The 17,438-nt window shown below is 66.1% G+C and carries 17 protein-coding genes and 1 riboswitch; of the genes, 7 read left to right on the plus strand and 10 right to left on the minus strand.

Annotated features, from left to right (window positions below):
- Positions 1 to 210: 210 nt before the first annotated feature.
- From ETQ85_RS15820 to ETQ85_RS15865, 10 genes are all read right to left on the minus strand, one after another.
- Positions 211 to 1,515 (minus strand): MFS transporter, encoded by a 1,305-nt coding sequence (locus ETQ85_RS15820; protein WP_148580048.1) that lies wholly within the window; start codon positions 1,513 to 1,515, stop codon positions 211 to 213.
- A gap of 31 nt (positions 1,516 to 1,546) precedes the next feature.
- A complete protein-coding gene (locus ETQ85_RS15825) occupies positions 1,547 to 2,503 on the minus strand; it encodes an AEC family transporter (RefSeq protein WP_148580049.1) in 957 nt (318 codons plus the stop codon).
- A gap of 76 nt (positions 2,504 to 2,579) precedes the next feature.
- A complete protein-coding gene (locus ETQ85_RS15830; protein ID WP_148580050.1) occupies positions 2,580 to 3,575 on the minus strand; it encodes an aldo/keto reductase in 996 nt (331 codons plus the stop codon).
- An 87-nt stretch (positions 3,576 to 3,662) separates the two neighbouring features.
- Positions 3,663 to 4,631: a Gfo/Idh/MocA family oxidoreductase gene (locus tag ETQ85_RS15835; RefSeq protein ID WP_148580051.1), complete on the minus strand. Its 969-nt coding sequence runs from the start codon at positions 4,629 to 4,631 to the stop codon at positions 3,663 to 3,665.
- Positions 4,628 to 5,485, minus strand: coding sequence for a class III extradiol dioxygenase subunit beta (locus tag ETQ85_RS15840; protein ID WP_148580052.1), 858 nt, complete (start codon positions 5,483 to 5,485; stop codon positions 4,628 to 4,630). Before ETQ85_RS15840 ends, ETQ85_RS15835 begins: the two co-directional genes overlap by 4 nt.
- 2 nt (positions 5,486 to 5,487) lie before the next feature.
- Positions 5,488 to 5,919: a protocatechuate 4,5-dioxygenase subunit alpha gene (ligA, locus tag ETQ85_RS15845; RefSeq protein ID WP_148580053.1), complete on the minus strand. Its 432-nt coding sequence runs from the start codon at positions 5,917 to 5,919 to the stop codon at positions 5,488 to 5,490.
- A gap of 21 nt (positions 5,920 to 5,940) precedes the next feature.
- Complete coding sequence (locus ETQ85_RS15850; protein WP_148580054.1) at positions 5,941 to 6,858, minus strand: amidohydrolase family protein; 918 nt, start codon at positions 6,856 to 6,858, stop codon at positions 5,941 to 5,943.
- A 12-nt stretch (positions 6,859 to 6,870) separates the two neighbouring features.
- Complete coding sequence (gene ligK / locus ETQ85_RS15855; protein WP_148580055.1) at positions 6,871 to 7,566, minus strand: 4-carboxy-4-hydroxy-2-oxoadipate aldolase/oxaloacetate decarboxylase; 696 nt, start codon at positions 7,564 to 7,566, stop codon at positions 6,871 to 6,873.
- Between the two features lie 109 nt (positions 7,567 to 7,675).
- Positions 7,676 to 8,704, minus strand: a complete 1,029-nt coding sequence (locus ETQ85_RS15860) for an amidohydrolase family protein (RefSeq protein ID WP_148580056.1) — start codon at positions 8,702 to 8,704, stop codon at positions 7,676 to 7,678.
- Between the two features lie 104 nt (positions 8,705 to 8,808).
- Entirely contained in the window at positions 8,809 to 9,930 is a 1,122-nt protein-coding gene (locus ETQ85_RS15865; RefSeq protein ID WP_148580057.1) for a 4-oxalomesaconate tautomerase, read from the minus strand.
- Between the two features lie 155 nt (positions 9,931 to 10,085).
- On the opposite strand from ETQ85_RS15865, the gene ETQ85_RS15870 reads away from it, so the two are divergent.
- The 7 genes from ETQ85_RS15870 (at position 10,086) to ETQ85_RS15900 (ending at position 17,435) form a co-directional block, all read left to right on the plus strand.
- The gene (locus ETQ85_RS15870; protein WP_148580058.1) at positions 10,086 to 10,976 is read left to right on the plus strand and encodes a LysR substrate-binding domain-containing protein; all 891 of its coding nucleotides are present in this window, start codon (positions 10,086 to 10,088) and stop codon (positions 10,974 to 10,976) included.
- Positions 10,977 to 11,031: 55 nt separating this feature from the next.
- Positions 11,032 to 12,033 (plus strand): LLM class flavin-dependent oxidoreductase, encoded by a 1,002-nt coding sequence (locus ETQ85_RS15875; protein WP_148580059.1) that lies wholly within the window; start codon positions 11,032 to 11,034, stop codon positions 12,031 to 12,033.
- 117 nt (positions 12,034 to 12,150) lie between these two features.
- Positions 12,151 to 13,623 (plus strand): aminoacyl-histidine dipeptidase, encoded by a 1,473-nt coding sequence (locus ETQ85_RS15880; protein WP_148580060.1) that lies wholly within the window; start codon positions 12,151 to 12,153, stop codon positions 13,621 to 13,623.
- On the plus strand, positions 13,620 to 13,844 hold the full coding sequence (locus ETQ85_RS15885; RefSeq protein WP_148580061.1) for a DUF3820 family protein: 225 nt from the start codon (positions 13,620 to 13,622) through the stop codon (positions 13,842 to 13,844). Before ETQ85_RS15880 ends, ETQ85_RS15885 begins: the two co-directional genes overlap by 4 nt.
- A 27-nt stretch (positions 13,845 to 13,871) precedes the next feature.
- A riboswitch (yybP-ykoY riboswitch) is annotated at positions 13,872 to 14,045 on the plus strand.
- A 3-nt stretch (positions 14,046 to 14,048) separates the two neighbouring features.
- Positions 14,049 to 14,624, plus strand: coding sequence for a TMEM165/GDT1 family protein (locus ETQ85_RS15890; protein WP_148580062.1), 576 nt, complete (start codon positions 14,049 to 14,051; stop codon positions 14,622 to 14,624).
- A 28-nt stretch (positions 14,625 to 14,652) separates the two neighbouring features.
- Positions 14,653 to 15,582: a cation diffusion facilitator family transporter gene (locus tag ETQ85_RS15895; RefSeq protein WP_148580063.1), complete on the plus strand. Its 930-nt coding sequence runs from the start codon at positions 14,653 to 14,655 to the stop codon at positions 15,580 to 15,582.
- Positions 15,583 to 15,647: 65 nt separating this feature from the next.
- Positions 15,648 to 17,435 carry an alkaline phosphatase D family protein gene (locus ETQ85_RS15900; RefSeq protein WP_148580064.1) on the plus strand — a complete coding sequence of 596 codons (1,788 nt, stop codon included), beginning with the start codon at positions 15,648 to 15,650 and terminating at the stop codon, positions 17,433 to 17,435.
- Positions 17,436 to 17,438: the final 3 nt, after the last annotated feature.

Here is a 17,438-nt window from a genome sequence, read left to right on the forward strand (position 1 = left end):
GACCCACAGGGGGAACGGCACTCACGCCGGCACCGCCCTCACCTGCCGCGGGGCCAGACTGACATCGACACACAGACCGCCACCAACCCCGAAAGCGGCGCTGCCAAAGCAAAAACCCACGCCCGCCCCCGTGGGTCGGACTTCAGTCCGACAACACGCGTTGAGCCGGGCGCTGTCGGACTAAAGTCCGACCCACAGGGGGAGCCTGAATTACGCCGGTACGTCCATCACCTGGCGCGGGGCCATGAAGTACAGCCATACCAGCGCGATGAAGTAGGTGCAGGGGATCATCGTGAACAGCACCGAGTAGTTGTTGTCGGTGGCGGTCAGCACATAGCCGACCAGCTGGGTCATGAACATGCCGCCCAGCGAGCCGATCATGCCGCCGAAGCCGAACACCGAGCCCACCATGTGGCGCGGGGTGTAGTCCATCACCAGACTCCAGATGTTGGCCGTCCACGCCTGGTGGGCGCCGATGGCCAGCGAGATGGCGGCGACGGCCATCCACAGGCTGCTCGCCCCGGCGGCAAAGATGATCGAGGTGATGCAGGTGGCGCAGATCAGCATCGACAGCAAACGCGCCCGCACCGCCGGCATGCCGCGGCCGATCATGAAGGACGACAGCGCCCCGCCGCCCACGCTGCCGAAGTCGGCGGTGAGGTAGATGACAATCAGCGGAATGCCCATCTGGCTGACACTGATGCCCAGGCTGTACTGCTGGTTGAGGAAGGGCGGCAGCCAGTACAGGTAGAACCAGAACACCGGCGCGGTGATCGCGAAGGCCAGCGCAAAGGCCCAGGTGCCACGCATGCGCAGGATCTGCGCGTACGGCACGCGGACGGGTTTGGGCTCCACATCCTTCTGGATATAGGCCAGCTCGCCGGCACTCAGGGCGGGATGCTCTTCGGGATTGTTGTACTTGAGCAGCCAGAACAGCAGCCACACCGCGCCCAGTGCGCCGATGGCGAAGAAGGCCGCCTGCCAGCCCCAGGTGGTGAGGATGAAGGGCAACATCACCGGCGTAAGCATGGCCCCCACGTTGGTGCCGGCGTTGAAGATGCCGGTGGCCATGGCCCGCTCGCCGGCCGGAAACCAGCTGCGGGTAGTCTTGACGCAGGCCGGGTAGTTGGCGGCTTCGGTCAGGCCGAGGAAGAAGCGGCACACCATGAAACCCACCGCCGACGCCGCCACGCCATGGGCCGCCGCGGCAATGCTCCACAGCAGCACCGCCAGCGCGAAGGCCCGCTTGACACCCACCAGGTCGATGAAGCGGCCCTGCACGGCAAAGCCGATGGCGTAGCCCACCTGGAACCAGAAGTTGATGTTGGCGTAGTCCTGGGCAGTCCAGTTCATCGCCTTGGCCAGCACCGGCTGCATCACGCCCAGCGCGGCACGGTCGATGTAATTGAGGGTGGTGGCAAAGAACACCAGGGCCAACATGCCCCAGCGCACCTTGCCCACCGCCAGGGCGGCACGCATGCGTTCACGCAAGGTGGCCGTCTCGCTCGTAGTCATGACTTGCTCTCTTTATGATTTGTACGGACGCTCAGCGCACCGCGGCGACCATGCCGCTGGCGTGGAGCAGCCAGATCACCGTGGCGATGGTGACGAAGGCCGCCACCGTGGCCACCAGCAGGGTGGCGGCGCAGAAGCCTTCCTTGCCGTGACGCTGGCCGAAGATCGGGTAGATGCTGAGCATCGGTGCGCTGGCCAGCAGGATGGCGCCGGCCGCCAGCAGCGGGTCCACCGGCCCGAACAGCCACAGCCCGCCCAGCACCGCCAGCGGGTGCAGCACCAGCTTGGCAAAGCTCACCACCCCCACATCCAGCAGCACATCCTTCAGCGGCAAACCCACCAGGCTGCCGCCAATGAAGAACAGGGCTACCGGTGCCGAGGCCCCGGCGAGCATGTCCACGGCCTTGTTCACCTGCGCCGGCAGGCCGAGCTGGAAGAGGGAAAACAGGAAGGCCGCAAAGATGGCCACCACCAGCGAGCTTTTGCGCAGGCCAAGAATGGCCCGCCCGAAAACCCGCCAGAAGGGCTCGTGCCGCGCCCCGCCGCTTTCGCCGAGGGCCAGACACAGAGGCAGGACCAGCATGTTCTCGATAATCATCGACAGCGCCAGCGCCATCGACGCCGTCGGTCCGATCACCTGAACGGCAATCGGGTAGCCGACGTAAGCGCTGTTGGCCGAGCACATGCCCATGCCGATCAGGCTGGCCTGCTCCAGGTCCTGCCCGCGCACCAGCTTGGCCCAGGCCAGGCCGACGCCCAGCATCAGCAGCGAACCGAACAGGTAGGCGCCGAGGTAGGGAAAGTTCATCACCTCGGCAAAGGAGCGCTGGGAGATCGACTTGAAGACCAGCACCGGCAGCGCGATGCGGATCACGAAGGCGCCCAGTGCCGACAGGTGGGCCTTGGGGTAGATATTCAGCCGCACGGCCAGGTAGCCCATGCCGATGAGGGTGAAGATGGGCGTGGTGATGGCCAGGATTTCCAGCATGGAGTCGGGGGCTATTACGGAGCGGAAATTGGCGGGGGGAGTCGGACTGAAGTCCGACCCACGGGGACGGGCGAGTTCAGGCCTGGGGCGCGAACTCTTCGGTGTCGATTTCGGTCTGGGTGGGGGCGTTGTAGCGGGTGCCGGTGACGGTGTTCTGGTTGATCAGCGCGTCGACACGCGCCATCAGCGCGGGCGACAGACGAACCTGGGCGGCACCGAGGTTTTCTTCGAGGTGGGCGATGGAGGTGGTGCCGGGAATCGGCACGATGTCCTCGCCCTTGGCCAGCAGCCAGGCCAGAGCCAGTTGCGACGGGGTGCAGCCGGCTTCCTGCGCCAGCGCCGCATAAGCGTCGAAAAGGCGCAGGTTGGCGGCGTAGTTGTCGGGGAAGAAGCGCGGCATGCTGCGACGGATGTCCTTGCCGTCGAGCGTGCTCACATCCAGCGGTGCGCACAGAAAGCCGCGGGCCAGCGGGCTGAAGGCGACGAAGGCCACGCCGAGTTCACGGCAGGCTGCCAGCCCGGCAATTTCGGGGTTGCGCGTCCACAGGGAATATTCGGTCTGCAGCGCGGCGATGGGATGCACTGCGTGGGCCTTGCGCAGGGTGTCGGCCGACACTTCCGACAGGCCCAGCGCGCGCACCTTGCCGGCGGCCACCAGCCCGGCCATGGCGCCGACGCTGTCTTCAATCGGCACCTGCTTGTCCCAGCGGTGCAGGTAGAGCAGATCGATGACTTCGGTGTTCAGGCGAGTCAGGCTGGCCTCGACGCTGGCCCGGATGCTTTCCGGCCGGCCGTCGATGACCCGCTTGCCGTCCACGCCGTGCATGCCACATTTGCTGGCCAGCACGAAGCGCGCGCGGTGCAGGGCGAGCACCCGGCCGAGGAGGCTTTCGTTGGCACCGAAACCGTACAGGGCTGCCGTGTCGAAGAAGTCGACACCGGCGTCGAGGGCCTTCAAGAGCACCGCCGCGCCCGCCTCCGGCCCCGGCGGCACGCCGTAGGCATGGCTGAGATTCATGCAGCCGAGGCCGATGGGAGAAACCTGGAAGGGGCCGATGGTGCGTTGCGTCATGTCAATACATTCCCCGTGGGTCGGACTTCAGTCCGACAAAACTGGCTGAACCTGCGTTGTCGGACTGAAGTCCGACCCACAGGAGCGTCAGGCGTTGAGTTGCTGTTCGAGCTGGTGCAGCACTTTGTAGCAGGGCAGCACGCTGGCGACGCTGGCGTTGGGCTCGCGGCCTTCGCGGATGGCGGCGAAGAATTCGCGGTCCTGCAGCTCGATGCCGTTCATCGACACATCCACTTTCGACACGTCGATCTGCTCTTCCTTGCCGTTGAACAGGTCGTCGTAGCGGGCGATGTAGGTGGCCGTGTCGCCGATGTAGCGGAAGAAGGTGCCGAGCGGGCCGTCGTTGTTGAACGACAGGCTCAGGGTGCAGATGGCGCCGTTGGCGGCCTTGAGCTGGATGCTCATGTCCATGGCGATGCCCAGCGTCGGGTGGATCGGGCCCTGGATGGCATTGGCCTGCACGATGGGGCTGCCGCACTGGTAGGCGAACAGGTCCACGGTGTGGGCGGCGTGGTGCCACAGCAGGTGGTCGGTCCAGCTGCGCGGCTGGCCGAGGGCGTTGATGTTGCTGCGGCGGAAGAAGTAGGTCTGCACATCCATCTGCTGGATGTTGAACTCGCCACCCTCGATCTTCTTGTGCACGAACTGGTGGCTGGGGTTGAAGCGGCGGGTGTGGCCGCACATGGCGACGAGGCCCTTCTCCTTCTGCAGGTACACCACTTCCTCGGCATCCTTCCAGCTGTCGGCCAGCGGGATCTCGACCTGTACGTGCTTGCCGGCCTTGAGGCAGGCGATGGCCTGGGAGGCGTGCATCTGGGTCGGCGTGCACAGGATCACCGCGTCCACTTCGGGCAGCGCCAATGCGTCGTCCAGCTCGGTGGACACGTGGGCGATGCCGTACTGGGCGGCGATGGCCTGGGTGGCCTCCCGTTCGCGGCTGATCAGCGACACGACTTCAACGCCGTCGATGTTCTTGATGCCGTCCAGGTGCTTGATGCCGAAGGCACCGGCGCCGACCAGGGCGACCTTGATGGTCTTGTTGTTTGTGGCGTTCATTGTTTGTTCTCCAGGATCAGGTGGCCCACGCCGGTGTTGGAGGCGGGGACGTGATAGAAACGGTGGGCCACGGTGGGCGCCGGGCCACCGGCCACGTCGTCCATGGCGCCACGGGCAATCAGCCACATGACCAGCTCGATGCCTTCGGAGCCGGCTTCGCGCACGTACTCGATGTGCGGCACGGCGGCGGCGGCGGCCGGGTCGGCGATCAGCTTGTCGAGCCAGGCGTTGTCCCATTCGCGGTTGATGAGACCGGCGCGCGGGCCCTGCAGCTGGTGGCTCATGCCGCCGGTGCCCCAGATCTGCACCTTGAGGGGCTCGTCGTAGGATTCGATGGCCTTGCGGATGGCCTTGCCCAGGTTGAAGCAGCGCTGGCCGGAGGGCACCGGGTATTGCACCACGTTGACCGCGAAGGGAATCACCGGGCAGGGCCAGGCGTCGGGCGAGCCGCACAGCAGGTTGAGCGGCACGGTGAGGCCGTGGTCCACGTCCATCTTGTTGACGATGGTCAGATCGAAATCGTCCTGGATCACCGACTGGGCGATGTGCGAGGCGAGTTCCGGGTGGCCGATGACGGTGGGCACCGGACGCGGGCCGTAGCCTTCGTCGGCGGGCTTGAACTCGGCGGCACAGCCGATGGCGAAGGTCGGAATCATCTCCAGGCTGAAGGCCGTGGCGTGGTCGTTATAGACCAGAAAGATAACGTCCGGCTTGCTGGCTTCCATCCAGCTCTTGGACGGCTCGTAGCCCTTGAAGAGCGGCACCCAGTAGGGATCGGTGGTCTTGCCGGTGTCGATGGCGGCACCGATGGCCGGCACGTGGGAGGTGTAAACGGATGCAGTGATCTTGGCCATGGTCAGTCCTTCTTGCCGCCTTGCGGCTGATGATGGGCCTGGGCGTCGCCGTCCTCGCCGATGTAGCGGTTGCCCTCGGCGGAGCGGCCGCCCTTGATCATCATGTCGCGGTATTGCTCTTCGCTCAGGCCGGTCATGCTGCCGGCCATCTGCTGGAAGCTCTTGCCGTCGGTGGCGCCGATCTTGGCGAGAAAGTAGATGTTGCCGCCCAGCGCGATACAGCGGTTCAGATCACGGGCCAGCACGGCCAGCTTCTGGTCTTCCGTCATCGCCCATTCGTCCAGGTAGGCGCGCTCGTCGGCCTTGAAGCGGGCGCGGTTGTCGGCCTTCATCAGCGACATGCAGAACTGGTTCAGGTGGTAACCCTTGCGCGATTGCTCGGCGTCAAAAATCGTCGTTCCGGGTACGTCTTTATAGGGCTTGTCGAGTGCCATGTTGTGTCTCCTCAGCGTCGACTATTGTGCTTCTTCGGGCCAGTAGAGTCGCTTGGGGTTATCCACCAGAAGCTTCTGCTGCAGTTCGGCCGTCGGGGCAACGTGGGGGATGAAGTCCACCAGCAGGCCGTCGTCGGGCATGTGATCCTTGAGGTTGGGGTGCGGCCAGTCGGTGCCCCACAGCACGCGGTCGGGGAATTCCTCGACCACGCGGCGGGCGAAGGGCACCACGTCCTGGTACGCGTTCTGTTCGCCGTTGAGGGCCTTGGGGCCGGTGACGGACAGGCGTTCCGGGCAGCTCACCTTGCTCCACACGTTCTTGTGCTCGCGCATGAACTTGAGGAAGAGTTCGAACTCCGGCCCATCGACGGGCTTGCTCACGTCCGGGCGGCCCATGTGGTCGACGACCACCGTGGTGGGCAGCGCGGTGAAGAAGTCCCACAGCTCGGGCAGATCCACCGCCTCGAAGTAGATCACCACGTGCCAGCCCAACGGGGCGATGCGCGAGGCGATCTCCAGCAGCTCGTCCTTGGGGGTGAAGTCCACCAGGCGCTTGACGAAGTTGAAGCGCACACCGCGCACGCCGGCGGCGTGGAGGTCGTTCAGCTCCTGGTCGGAGATGCTGCGCTTGACGGTGGCCACACCGCGGGCCTTGCCATCGGAGTGCACCAGCGCATCCACCAGGGCCCGGTTGTCGGAGCCGTGGCAGGTGGCCTGGACGATCACGTTGCGCTCAAAGCCCAGGTGGTCGCGCAGCGCAAAGAGCTGGGCCTTGGAGGCATCGCACGGCGTGTACTTGCGCTCCGGGGCGAAGGGAAACTCTGCCCCCGGGCCGAACACGTGGCAGTGGGCATCGACGGCGCCGGCGGGCAGCTGGAAGCGGGGCTTGGACGGGCCGGCGTACCAGTCGAGCCAGCCGGGAGTCTTGGTGAATTCCATGTCGATCTCGTCTTAGTCGATGTACTTCAGGCCCGCTTTCGCGAGGGGTTCGCGCAGCGAATACATGTCCAGCCCCAGCTCGCCGGCGGCAAAGCGGGCGCGCTTGGCGGTCTCGTTGTTCTCGCGGGCTTCGGCGGCGTCGGCCACCTGCTGGGCGATGGCGGCGGGCACCACCACCACGCCGTCGTCGTCGGCGATGACCACGTCACCCGGATTGACGATGGCGCCGGCACACACCACCGGCACGTTCACCGAACCGAGCGTGGCGCGGGTGCAGCCCTTGGCGTGGATGGCCCGGCTGAACACCGGAAAGCCCATGGCGGTGAGGTCCTTCACGTCGCGCACGCCGCCGTCGATGATCAGCCCCTTGGCGCCGCGGGACTGGTAGGAGGTGGCCAGCAGGTCGCCGAAGAAGCCGTCGGTGCTGTCGGCGATGCAGGCGGCGACGACCACGTCGCCTGGCTGGATCTGCTCGGCGGCCACGTGGAGCATCCAGTTGTCGCCCGGCTGCAGCAGCACGGTGACGGCGGTGCCGCAGCTGTGGGCGCCGGTGTAGATCGGGCGGATGGTGGGCTTCATCAGGCCGACGCGGCCCATCGCTTCGTGGATGGTGGCGACGCCGAAACGGGACAGTTTTTCGACAGCGGCCTTGTCGGCGCGCACGATGTTGCGCTTCACGACGCCGAGGGTGTTCATGGGCAGAGTCATGGGAGTCTCCTTGATTGCTTTTTCTGTGGGTCGGACTTCAGTCCGACAGCACGTGTGATCGGGTGCGGGTGTCGGACTGAAGTCCGACCCACAGACACAGGGAAGTCGCTTACAGGCCCTTGGCCTTGAGGGCGGCGTCGAGGCGCGGATAGACGCGGCGGGCGTTGCCTTCGTACACCTTGAAGCGGTCTTCGGCGGACAGGTTCAGGGTGCCTTCGATGTAGCGCTTGGTGTCGTCGAAGTAGTGGCCGGTTTCCGGGTCGATGCCGCGCACGGCGCCGATCATTTCGGAGGCGAACAGGATGTTGTCCACCGGAATCACCTTGGTCAGCAGGTCAATGCCCGGCTGGTGATAGACGCAGGTGTCGAAGAAGATGTTGTTGAGCAGGTGATCCTTCAACAGCGGCTTCTTCAGCTCCTGGGCCAGGCCACGGAAACGGCCCCAGTGGTAGGGCACCGCGCCGCCGCCGTGGGGAATCACGAACTTGAGGGTCGGGAAATCGGTGAACAGGTCGGAGGTGAGGCACTGCATGAAGGCGGTGGTGTCGGCGTTCAGGTAGTGGGCGCCGGTGGTGTGGAAGGCGCAGTTGCAGCTGGTGGACACGTGCACCATGGCCGGAATGTCGTACTCGACCATCTTTTCGTAGATGGGATACCAGGAACGGTCCGACAGCGGCGGGCTGGTCCAGTGGCCGCCGGAGGGGTCCGGGTTGAGGTTGATGCCGACGTTGCCGTACTGCTCGACGCACTTCACCAGCTCGGGGATGCAGGTGGCCGGATCGACGCCCGGGCTCTGCGGCAGCATGGCGGCGCCGATGAAGTTGTCGGGGAAGAGTTCGGAGACGCGGAAGCACAGCTCGTTGCAGATGGCCGCCCAGGTCGAACTGACGTTGAAGTCGCCGATGTGATGGGCCATGAAGCTGGCGCGGGGCGAGAAGATGGTCAGGTCGGAGCCGCGCTGCTTCATCAGCTTGAGCTGGTTGGTCTCGATGGTTTCGCGCAGTTCGTCGTCGCTGATTTTCAGCTCGGACACCTTCGGCATGGCCGACGGGTCCTTGATGCCGGCGATCTGGCGGTTGCGCCAGTCTTCGAGGGCCTTGGGCGCGGTGGTGTAGTGGCCGTGGATGTCGATGATCATGGGGTGTTCCTCCGTTGTTCTGTGCTGGTATGACGGCATTGTTCCAAAGCCCAGGACCCTGCAAAAGCGGCCTGGCTATCTAGCAGCTATGCCTTTTTTAAATATCAAACCTCGGACCGTTCATTCAGTGCCCCAGCGCCGCTTTTGCCATCCCACACCACCGCCGGCACCATCGCCTCGCCGCGCATGATCAGGCGGGCAGTGCGCAGCAGCGCGGCACGGGTGACGTTCTGCGGGTTGGCCGGATCGATTTCGAGGGCCACCGAAAACTCGCCGGTGGGGTGTTCCACCGACACGTTCTTGACCTTGCCTTCCGGCATCACGGCGATGCCGTCGGTCACCGAACCGTCCAGCACGCAGGCGGTGCCGACTGTCACGGCCGCCAGCACGCCGATGGCGTCGTGGCAGACATGGGGAATGAAGCTGCGCGTGCTGAGGCTGCCGCCGTTTTGCGGCGGGGCGATCAGCGTCATCTTCGGGTAGTTCTTGCTGCTCACGTCGCCCAGGCCCATGGCGTGGCCGCAGGCAATGCGCAGGCGCTCGATGCGGTCCTTCAGTTCGGTGTCGGCGTTGAGATCGGAGACGCTCTCGTAACCCGTGCGGCCCACGTCGGCGGCGCGGAACATCACCAGCGGCATGCCGTTGTCGATGCAGGTGACTTCGATGCCCTCGATCACGTCCTTCACCCGGCCGGTGGGCAGCAGGCCCGCGCACACCGAGCCGGCGGTATCGAGGAAGTTGATGGTGATCGGCGCCGAAGTGCCGGGCACACCGTCGATGCGCGCCTCGCCGGCGTACTCCACCACGCCACCCGGGGTGTGCACGCTGATGTCGCACTGCATGTCGGTGTTGAGGGTCAGCACGCGGAAGGTGCTGACATCGCCGCGCGGCGCAACGATGCCGGCCTCGATGGCGAAAGGCACCACCGCGGCGAGCATGTTGCCGCAGTTGGGCGTGGTGTCCACGGTGTCCTTGTCCGGCTGCAGCTGGGCGAACAGAAAGTCGAGATCGACCCCCGGCACGGCGCTCTTCGAGACGATGCCGACCTTGCTGGTCAGCGGATGGGCACCACCGAGGCCGTCGATCTGGCGCCGGTCGGGCGAGCCCATCACCGCCAGCAGCACCTTGTCGCGGGTGGCGATATCGGCTGGCAGATCTGCAGCGTTGAAAAACGGCCCCCGGGAGGTGCCACCGCGCATGAAGCAGGTTTTGATTGGCGTTTGCATGGGCGCATTGTTCGCCTGCCCCAAGCCCTGCAATAGAAGTCTGACGCTCTATCAGCTATAACGCTTCGTGATACCTTGTGGATCGGACTTCCGTCCGACAAACGCATCGCTCCACCACCGCAGGCGGACTGAAGTCCGACCCACAGAAGGCCGCCATGGACCTGAAACAACTCGAATACTTTGTGCGCGTGGCCGAGCTGGGCAGCTTCACGCGTGCCTCCATCGTCCTCGATATCGCCCAACCGGCCCTGAGCCGCCAGATCCGTCTGCTGGAGGTGGAGCTGCGCCAGAACATGTTGATCCGCAACGGGCGCGGCGTGACCCTGACCGAAGCCGGCAAGGTTCTGCTCGAACACAGCCGCGGCATCCTGCACCAGGTGGAACGGGCGCGGGAAGAACTCGGCCGGGTGCGCGGCGCCCTCAGCGGGCGGGTCGCCGTCGGCCTGCCGCCGAGCCTCGCCAAGCTGCTCACCGTGCCGCTGACGCGGGCCTTCCGCGAGCGCCTGCCGGAGGCCAGCCTGTGCATTCGCGAAGGCCTGTCGGTGACCATGCAGGAATCCCTCGTCTCCGGCCGCCTCGACATCGCCCTGATCTACAACGCCACGTCCTCCCCCGACATCGAGGCCCACCACCTGCTCGACGAAGAACTCTTCCTCGTCCGCCAGAACCGCGGTCAGCCGCCCCGCCCGGTCACCCTCGACGAACTGGCCGCCACGCCGCTGATCATTCCCAGCCGCCCCCACTCGATCCGCATGCTGGTCGAAAGCACCCTCGCCAGCGCCGGCCTGCGCCCGAAGATCGTCCTCGAGATCGACGGCGTCGCCGCCATCCTCGACCTGGTGGCCGACGGGGCCGGCAGTGCGGTACTGTCGAAAAACGCCGTACTCACCTCCGGCAAGACCGCCGAACTCCTCGCCCACCCGGTCACCCCGCCCCTGTGCAGCCGGCTCTTCCTGGCGGTCAGCGCACAGCGGCCGACCACCCTGACCCAGCAGGCGATGATGGCCCTGATCCAGGAACTGGTGCGCACGCCCCCATCGCACTGAACCTTCCGCCTCCGCCAGCGGTCTTCCTGTTGCCACTTAATCCAGCACGCCCACGATGCCCGCCCTCCCGCAGATCGCCCTGTCCATGCTCGACCTCGTCGCCGTCCGTGAAGGCGGCACGGTGGCCGAAGCCCTCGCCATTTCGCTGCGCACGGCGCAGCACGTCGAAGCCCTCGGTTTCACCCGCTACTGGCTGGCCGAGCATCACAACATGCCGGGCATCGCCAGTTCGGCCACCGCGGTGCTGGTCGGCCACATTGCCGGCGGCACGCGGACGATCCGCGTCGGCTCGGGCGGCGTGATGCTGCCCAACCATGCGCCGCTGGTGGTTGCCGAAGCCTTCGGCACGCTGGCCGAGCTTTACCCGGGGCGCATCGACCTGGGTCTTGGCCGGGCGCCCGGCACCGACGGCCTGACCATGCGCGCCCTGCGCCGCGACCGCATCGAGCGGGAAGACGACTTCCCCCACGACGTGGCCGAGCTGCAGCACTTGCTGGGCCCCGCCGAGCCCGGCCAGCGCCTGGTCGCCATGCCCGGCGCCGGCACCCGGGTGCCGATCTGGCTGCTCGGCTCCAGCCTGTTCTCGGCCCGGTTGGCGGCCGAACGGGGTCTGCCCTACGCCTTCGCCTCGCACTTCGCGCCGCGCCTGCTGCTGCAGGCTCTTGAGGTGTATCGCAGCCACTTCCGCCCATCGGAAACCCTCGCCAAACCCTACGTGATCGTCGGCGTGCCGCTGATCGCCGCCCCCACCGACGAAGAGGCCGAGTTTCTGGCCAGCAGCACCCACCGCCGCGTGCTCGGCATCTTGCGCGGCGACCGGCGCTGCCTGCAGGCACCGGAAGAAAATTTCATGGCCGGGCTGCATCCGGAAGAACGTGCCGCCATCGGCGACTTCCTTGGCGCAGCCGTCATCGGCGGGCCGGATACCGTGAAAGACGGCCTGAATCGCCTCGCCGAGGCAACGGCAGCCGACGAATTCATGCTCGTCTGCGACATCTTCGACCCCGCTCTGCGCCTGCGCTCGCTGGACATCGCCGCAGCCGCCTGCCGCGGGTAAGGCACCCGTGGGTCGGACTTCAGTCCGACACGGACGCTGAGCCCGCGCTGTCGGACTGAAGTCCGACCCACGGGGTGCATCGGCTAAAATAGGCAGCTCACTGCCGCCCAGCCAAGCATGAACACCACCTCCTACTCTGTCTTCGCCAGCCTGACGCCCGCCGCTGTGTGGGCCCATTTCGCCACCCTGTGCCGCATCCCGCGCCCGTCGAAGGCCGAAGATACCCTCCGCGATCACCTGCTTGACCGGGCCCTGAGCCGCGGCCTGGACGCCACGGTGGATGGCGCCGGCAACCTGATCATTCGCAAGCCCGCCAGCCCCGGCCATGAATCCGCCCCCGGCGTGGTGCTGCAAGCCCACCTGGACATGGTGTGCCAGGCCAACGCCGACACGCCCCACGATTTCACCCGCGACCCGATTCGCCCGGTACTGCAGGGCGGCTGGCTGGTGGCCGAGGGCACCACACTGGGCGCCGACAACGGCATCGGCGTGGCCCTGATCCTGGCTGCATTGGAAGATCCGGAGCTCGTCCACGGCCCGCTCGAAGCCCTGCTCACTGTCGATGAAGAAGCCGGCATGGGCGGCGCCCAGGGCCTGGCGCCGGGCGTGCTGAACAGCCGCCTGATGCTCAACCTGGATACCGAAGACTGGGGCGAGTTTTACCTGGGCTGCGCTGGCGGGCTGGATGTGAATGTGGAACGGGAAGGCACGCCGGAAGCCCTACCCGCAGGTTTCGAATGCTGTGAGATCAAACTGACCAGCCTGCGCGGCGGCCACTCCGGCGTGAATATCCACGAGGAGCGCGGCAACGCCATCAAGCTGCTGGTGCGTGTGCTGCGCGATCTGGAAGGCCGCTTTGCGCTGCGACTGGCCAGCCTGAACGGCGGCACCGCCCGCAACGCCCTGCCCCGCGAAGCCCGGGCCACGATCGCCGTGCCGGCAGGCCAGACCGCGGCCCTCGCCGCCAGCCTCGCCGACTGGCAGACCCTGCTGCGCCAGGAATTGAAGGGCGTCGACGAAGGCGTGAGCCTCGCCCTCGCCCCGGCACAGGCCAACGCGGTGCTTGCCGCCGCCGATCAGTCCGTGTGGCTGGCCTCACTGCACGCCGCGCCCCACGGTGTGCGACGCTGGAGCCTGAGCGTGCCGGGTGTGGTCGAGACCTCCAACAACCTGGGCACGGTGGCGCTCACACCGCAGGGCGGCAGCTGCAACTTCATGGTCCGCTCCCTGCGCGACAGCGGCAGCACGGCGCTGGCCGACGAGATCATCAGCCTTTTCGCGCTGTCCGCCACCCGCGCCGAGGCTTCCGGCCATTACCCCGGGTGGACGCCCGATCCGGCCTCGCCGCTGCTGGCGCTGTGCCAGTCGGTGTTCAGCCGCGAGTTCGGCAGTGAATCGAAGGTACAGGTGATCCACGCCGGGCTGGAGTGCGGCATCATCGCTGCCAAATATCCGGGCCTCGACATCGTCTCCTTCGGCCCGACCATCCGCGGTGCCCACGCCCCGGGCGAACGGGTCGACATCGAATCGGTTGGCCAGGCCTGGCATCTGCTCAGCGCCATCCTCACCCGCATCGCCACCCCGCCATGAACCCGGAAGACCTGCAATTGCTGGTGACCTACGTGATGCCCTACGGCAAGTACAAGGGCCGCGTGATTGCCGACCTGCCGGGCAACTACCTGGCGTGGTTCGCCCGCAAGGGCTTTCCGCCGGGCAAGCTCGGCCAGTTGCTGGCGCTGATGCTCGAACTCGATCACAACGGCCTGTCGTCCCTGCTCGCCCCCCTGCGCCGAGAGGTCGCCGGACGATAGACGGCGGCCCGCTTCTCGCGTAGGATCGCGGCCGTCATTGGGGAGTAGCCGCCCTTCTTTCGAAGGGGCCTGCGTCAACATACTTGGTCTTTGGACCATGGCGCAGGCAGTCCCGTACCTGGCAAGACCTTTGACCACCTCGCCTCCGGATTTGGCCGGAGAGGCGTCGTGGTCATTCGTCCTTGTCCGGCCAAGGGAATCAAAATGGAAGCCTTCCTCGTCTCCACGGGCATCGTCGCCCTCGCCGAAATCGGCGACAAGACGCAACTCCTCGCCTTCATCCTCGCCGCCAAGTTTCGCAAGCCGGTCCCCATCATCGTCGGGATCCTGGTCGCCACGCTGGTCAATCATGGCTTCGCAGGAGCGGTCGGCACCTGGGTCACCACACTGGTCGGCCCGGAAACCCTGCGCTGGGTGCTGGGCGTCTCCTTCATCGCCATGGCTATCTGGACGCTGATTCCCGACAAGTTCGACGAGGAAGATGCCAAGCTGGCCCGCTTCGGGGTGTTCGGCACGACAGTCGTCGCGTTCTTCCTGGCCGAGATGGGCGACAAGACCCAGATCGCCACCGTCGCCCTGGCCGCCCAGTACCAGGATCTGGCCGTGGTCGTGGCCGGCACCACCTTCGGCATGATGCTCGCCAACGTACCGGCGGTGATTCTCGGCGACCGTATTGCCCACCGGATGCCGGTGCGCCTGGTACATGCCGTCGCCGCCGCGATCTTTGCGATTCTCGGCCTGGCCACGCTGTTCGGCGCCGGTGCAAGCCTGGGGTTCTGAAACGATTGAAACGGAAAGTGATTGAAAAATGAGTGACCTGAGAGACTTGGCTGAACTGGACAGTGAAGGCGCCACACCGGAGCGGGAGGCGGCAACGAAGCGCAGCACCTGGGTCAGCGTGATCGTCAATATCGTCCTGACCATCACCCAGGTCACCGCCGGCCTGCTGTCCGGCTCCCAGGGCCTGATTGCCGACGGCGTGCATTCCCTGTCCGATCTGATCGCCGACTTCGTGGTATTGCTGGCCGTGCATCACAGCAAGAAGGCACCGGACGAAAACCATCACTACGGCCATCAGCGTTACGAGAACGCCGCCTCGCTCGTTCTCGGCAGCCTCCTGCTGGCGGTAGGCGTGGGCATGGCGTGGTCGGCCGTTCACAAGTTGCAGGCGCCGGAAACGATTCCCACCGTGCATCTGATGGCCCTGTGGGTGGCCCTCGGCGCACTGATCGCCAAGGAGTTGCTGTTCCGCTACATGCTGGCAGTGGCCGAGCGGGTGCGTTCGAGCATGCTGGTCGCCAACGCCTGGCATGCCCGCTCGGATGCGGCCTCATCGCTGGTGGTCGGCATCGGCATCGGCGGCAACCTGCTCGGCGTCGCCCTGCTCGACCCGATTGCCGCGCTGGTGGTCGGCTGCATGGTCAGCAAGATGGGCTGGAGCTTCATGTGGGACGCCCTGCATGACCTCACCGACCGGGCCGCCAACGAAGAGCAGGTCGCCGCCATCAGCGCCGAAATCCGGGCGGTGCCCGGGGTGCTGGGCTTCCATGAACTCAAGACCCGCAAGACCGGCGACATGATCCTGGCCGACGTGCATCTTGAGATCGACGGCAGCCTGAGCGTCACCGAAGGGCACGACATTGCCGAGCGAACCCGGATCAACGTGATGACCCGACACCCCGTGCTCTATCTTCTGGTACATGTGGACCCGGTAACGCTCCCGACCACCGGAAGGTAGTGTCCGGGTCACGCGCCTGTCACGCGGCACTTGTCTAATCGAGGGCTATTTCCCGGAGATCAACCATGTCGCAGAACAAGCAGCGCCGCCAGTTCATCGTCAAGACCGCCAGCGCCCTGACGGCCGTCGCCGCCGGCAGCCTCCTGACTGCCTGCGGCAGCAGCGGCAGCAGCCCTCGCGCCTCGGAATTCCGCTACGGCGTGGCCAGCGGCGACCCGCTGGCGGATCGGGTCATCCTGTGGTCTCACGCCCGCATCCCCGGCTCGACAGAAGCAGTCGGCCTGTCCTGGCAAGTGGCCAGGGATGCCGGTTTCGGCTCCATCGTCTCGTCGGGCCGTGCCACGGCCAGCCAGGACAGCGGCTTCACCGTAAAGGTGGATGCCACCGGACTGAGCGCCGGCACGCGCTATTTCTACCGTTTCATCGACGATGCCGGCGTGGTGTCGACGGTCGGCAGCACGCGCACGCTGCCCGGGAGCGAGGTCAGCACGGTCAAGTTTGCGGTGTTTTCCTGTGCGCTGTACTCGGCAGGTTATTTCCATGCCTACGACGCGGCGGCCAAATCGGACGCCGAATACGCGATCCATCTGGGCGACTACATCTACGAGTACGGCGCCGACCCGGCCAAGTTCGGCAACGCCGACGCCGTCGCGCTCAACCGCGTCACCGCCCCCGCCAACGACATCGTCACGCTGGAAGACTATCGCACCCGCTATGCGCTGTACCGTGCCGACGCCAGCCTGCAGGCCGTGCATGCGCGGATGCCGTTCATCACCATCTGGGACGATCACGAGTTCGCTGACAACGCCTACACAAGCAGCGCCAACAACCACGACAGCGCGACCCAGGGCGACTGGACCACGCGCAAGAACATCGCCGCCCGCGTGTATCACGAGTGGCTGCCAATCCGCACCGATGCGTCCGGCAACCCGTTGAAGATCTACCGCCGCTTCGACTTCGGCAAGCTGCTCACGCTGCACATGCTCGACACCCGCATCGAGGGCCGCGACCGGCAGTACGACAGCTACGGCGACGCCGATGGCGGCATCGCCCGCTACGTGGCCGGCCTGACGAGCGGCAGCGACGCCGGCCGCCGGATGGTCAGCGCCACCCAGCAAAACTGGCTGACCGACGGCATCGGCAATTCGACCGCCACCTGGCAGTTCCTCGGCAACCAGGACATCATGGCCCGCATGTGGCTTCCCGCCTCGGTGCTGCAGGCGCAGAACACCGCCTTTGTGAGCCCTACCGCCGACAACCAGGCCGCCGTCGGCACGGCCATCAACGATTACCTCACCGCCAAGGCCACCCGCGCCGCAGCGGGCAACGCCGCACTGACGCCGACCCAGGCGGCGCTGCTCAACCCCACCATCAACCCGGGCATTCCATACAACCTGGATGCATGGGACGGCTATCCCCTGCAGCGCGAAGCCATCCTGCAAACCGTCAAGGCACAGGGCAAGAAACTCGTCACCCTGTCGGGCGACTCGCACAACGCCTGGTTCGCCAACGTGACGACGCTGGCCGGCGACAAGGTTGGGGTGGAGTTCGCCACGGCCTCGGTCACCGCACCCGGTTTTGAAGCGATAGGCCTCGGCGCGCTGGCCAGCGCCCTCGACGGCAGCGCCCTCGTCCCGCAACTGGGCAACGCCGCCATCGGAGCCGGCCTGGGCCTGGTGAACGATCTGAACTATGCCGACACAATCCGGCGCGGCTACCTGCAGGTAACGGTGACGAATGCAGAGGTCAAGGGCGAATACGTCTTCGTGGACAACGTGAAGAACAGCAGCTACTCGGCCGTTGTCGGCAAGACCGTCACGGTCACGGCGGCGGGCGCCACAAGCTACGCCTGATCC

The sequence above is a fragment of the Zoogloea oleivorans genome, from assembly GCF_008107625.1.
GTDB lineage: Bacteria > Pseudomonadota > Gammaproteobacteria > Burkholderiales > Rhodocyclaceae > Zoogloea > Zoogloea oleivorans.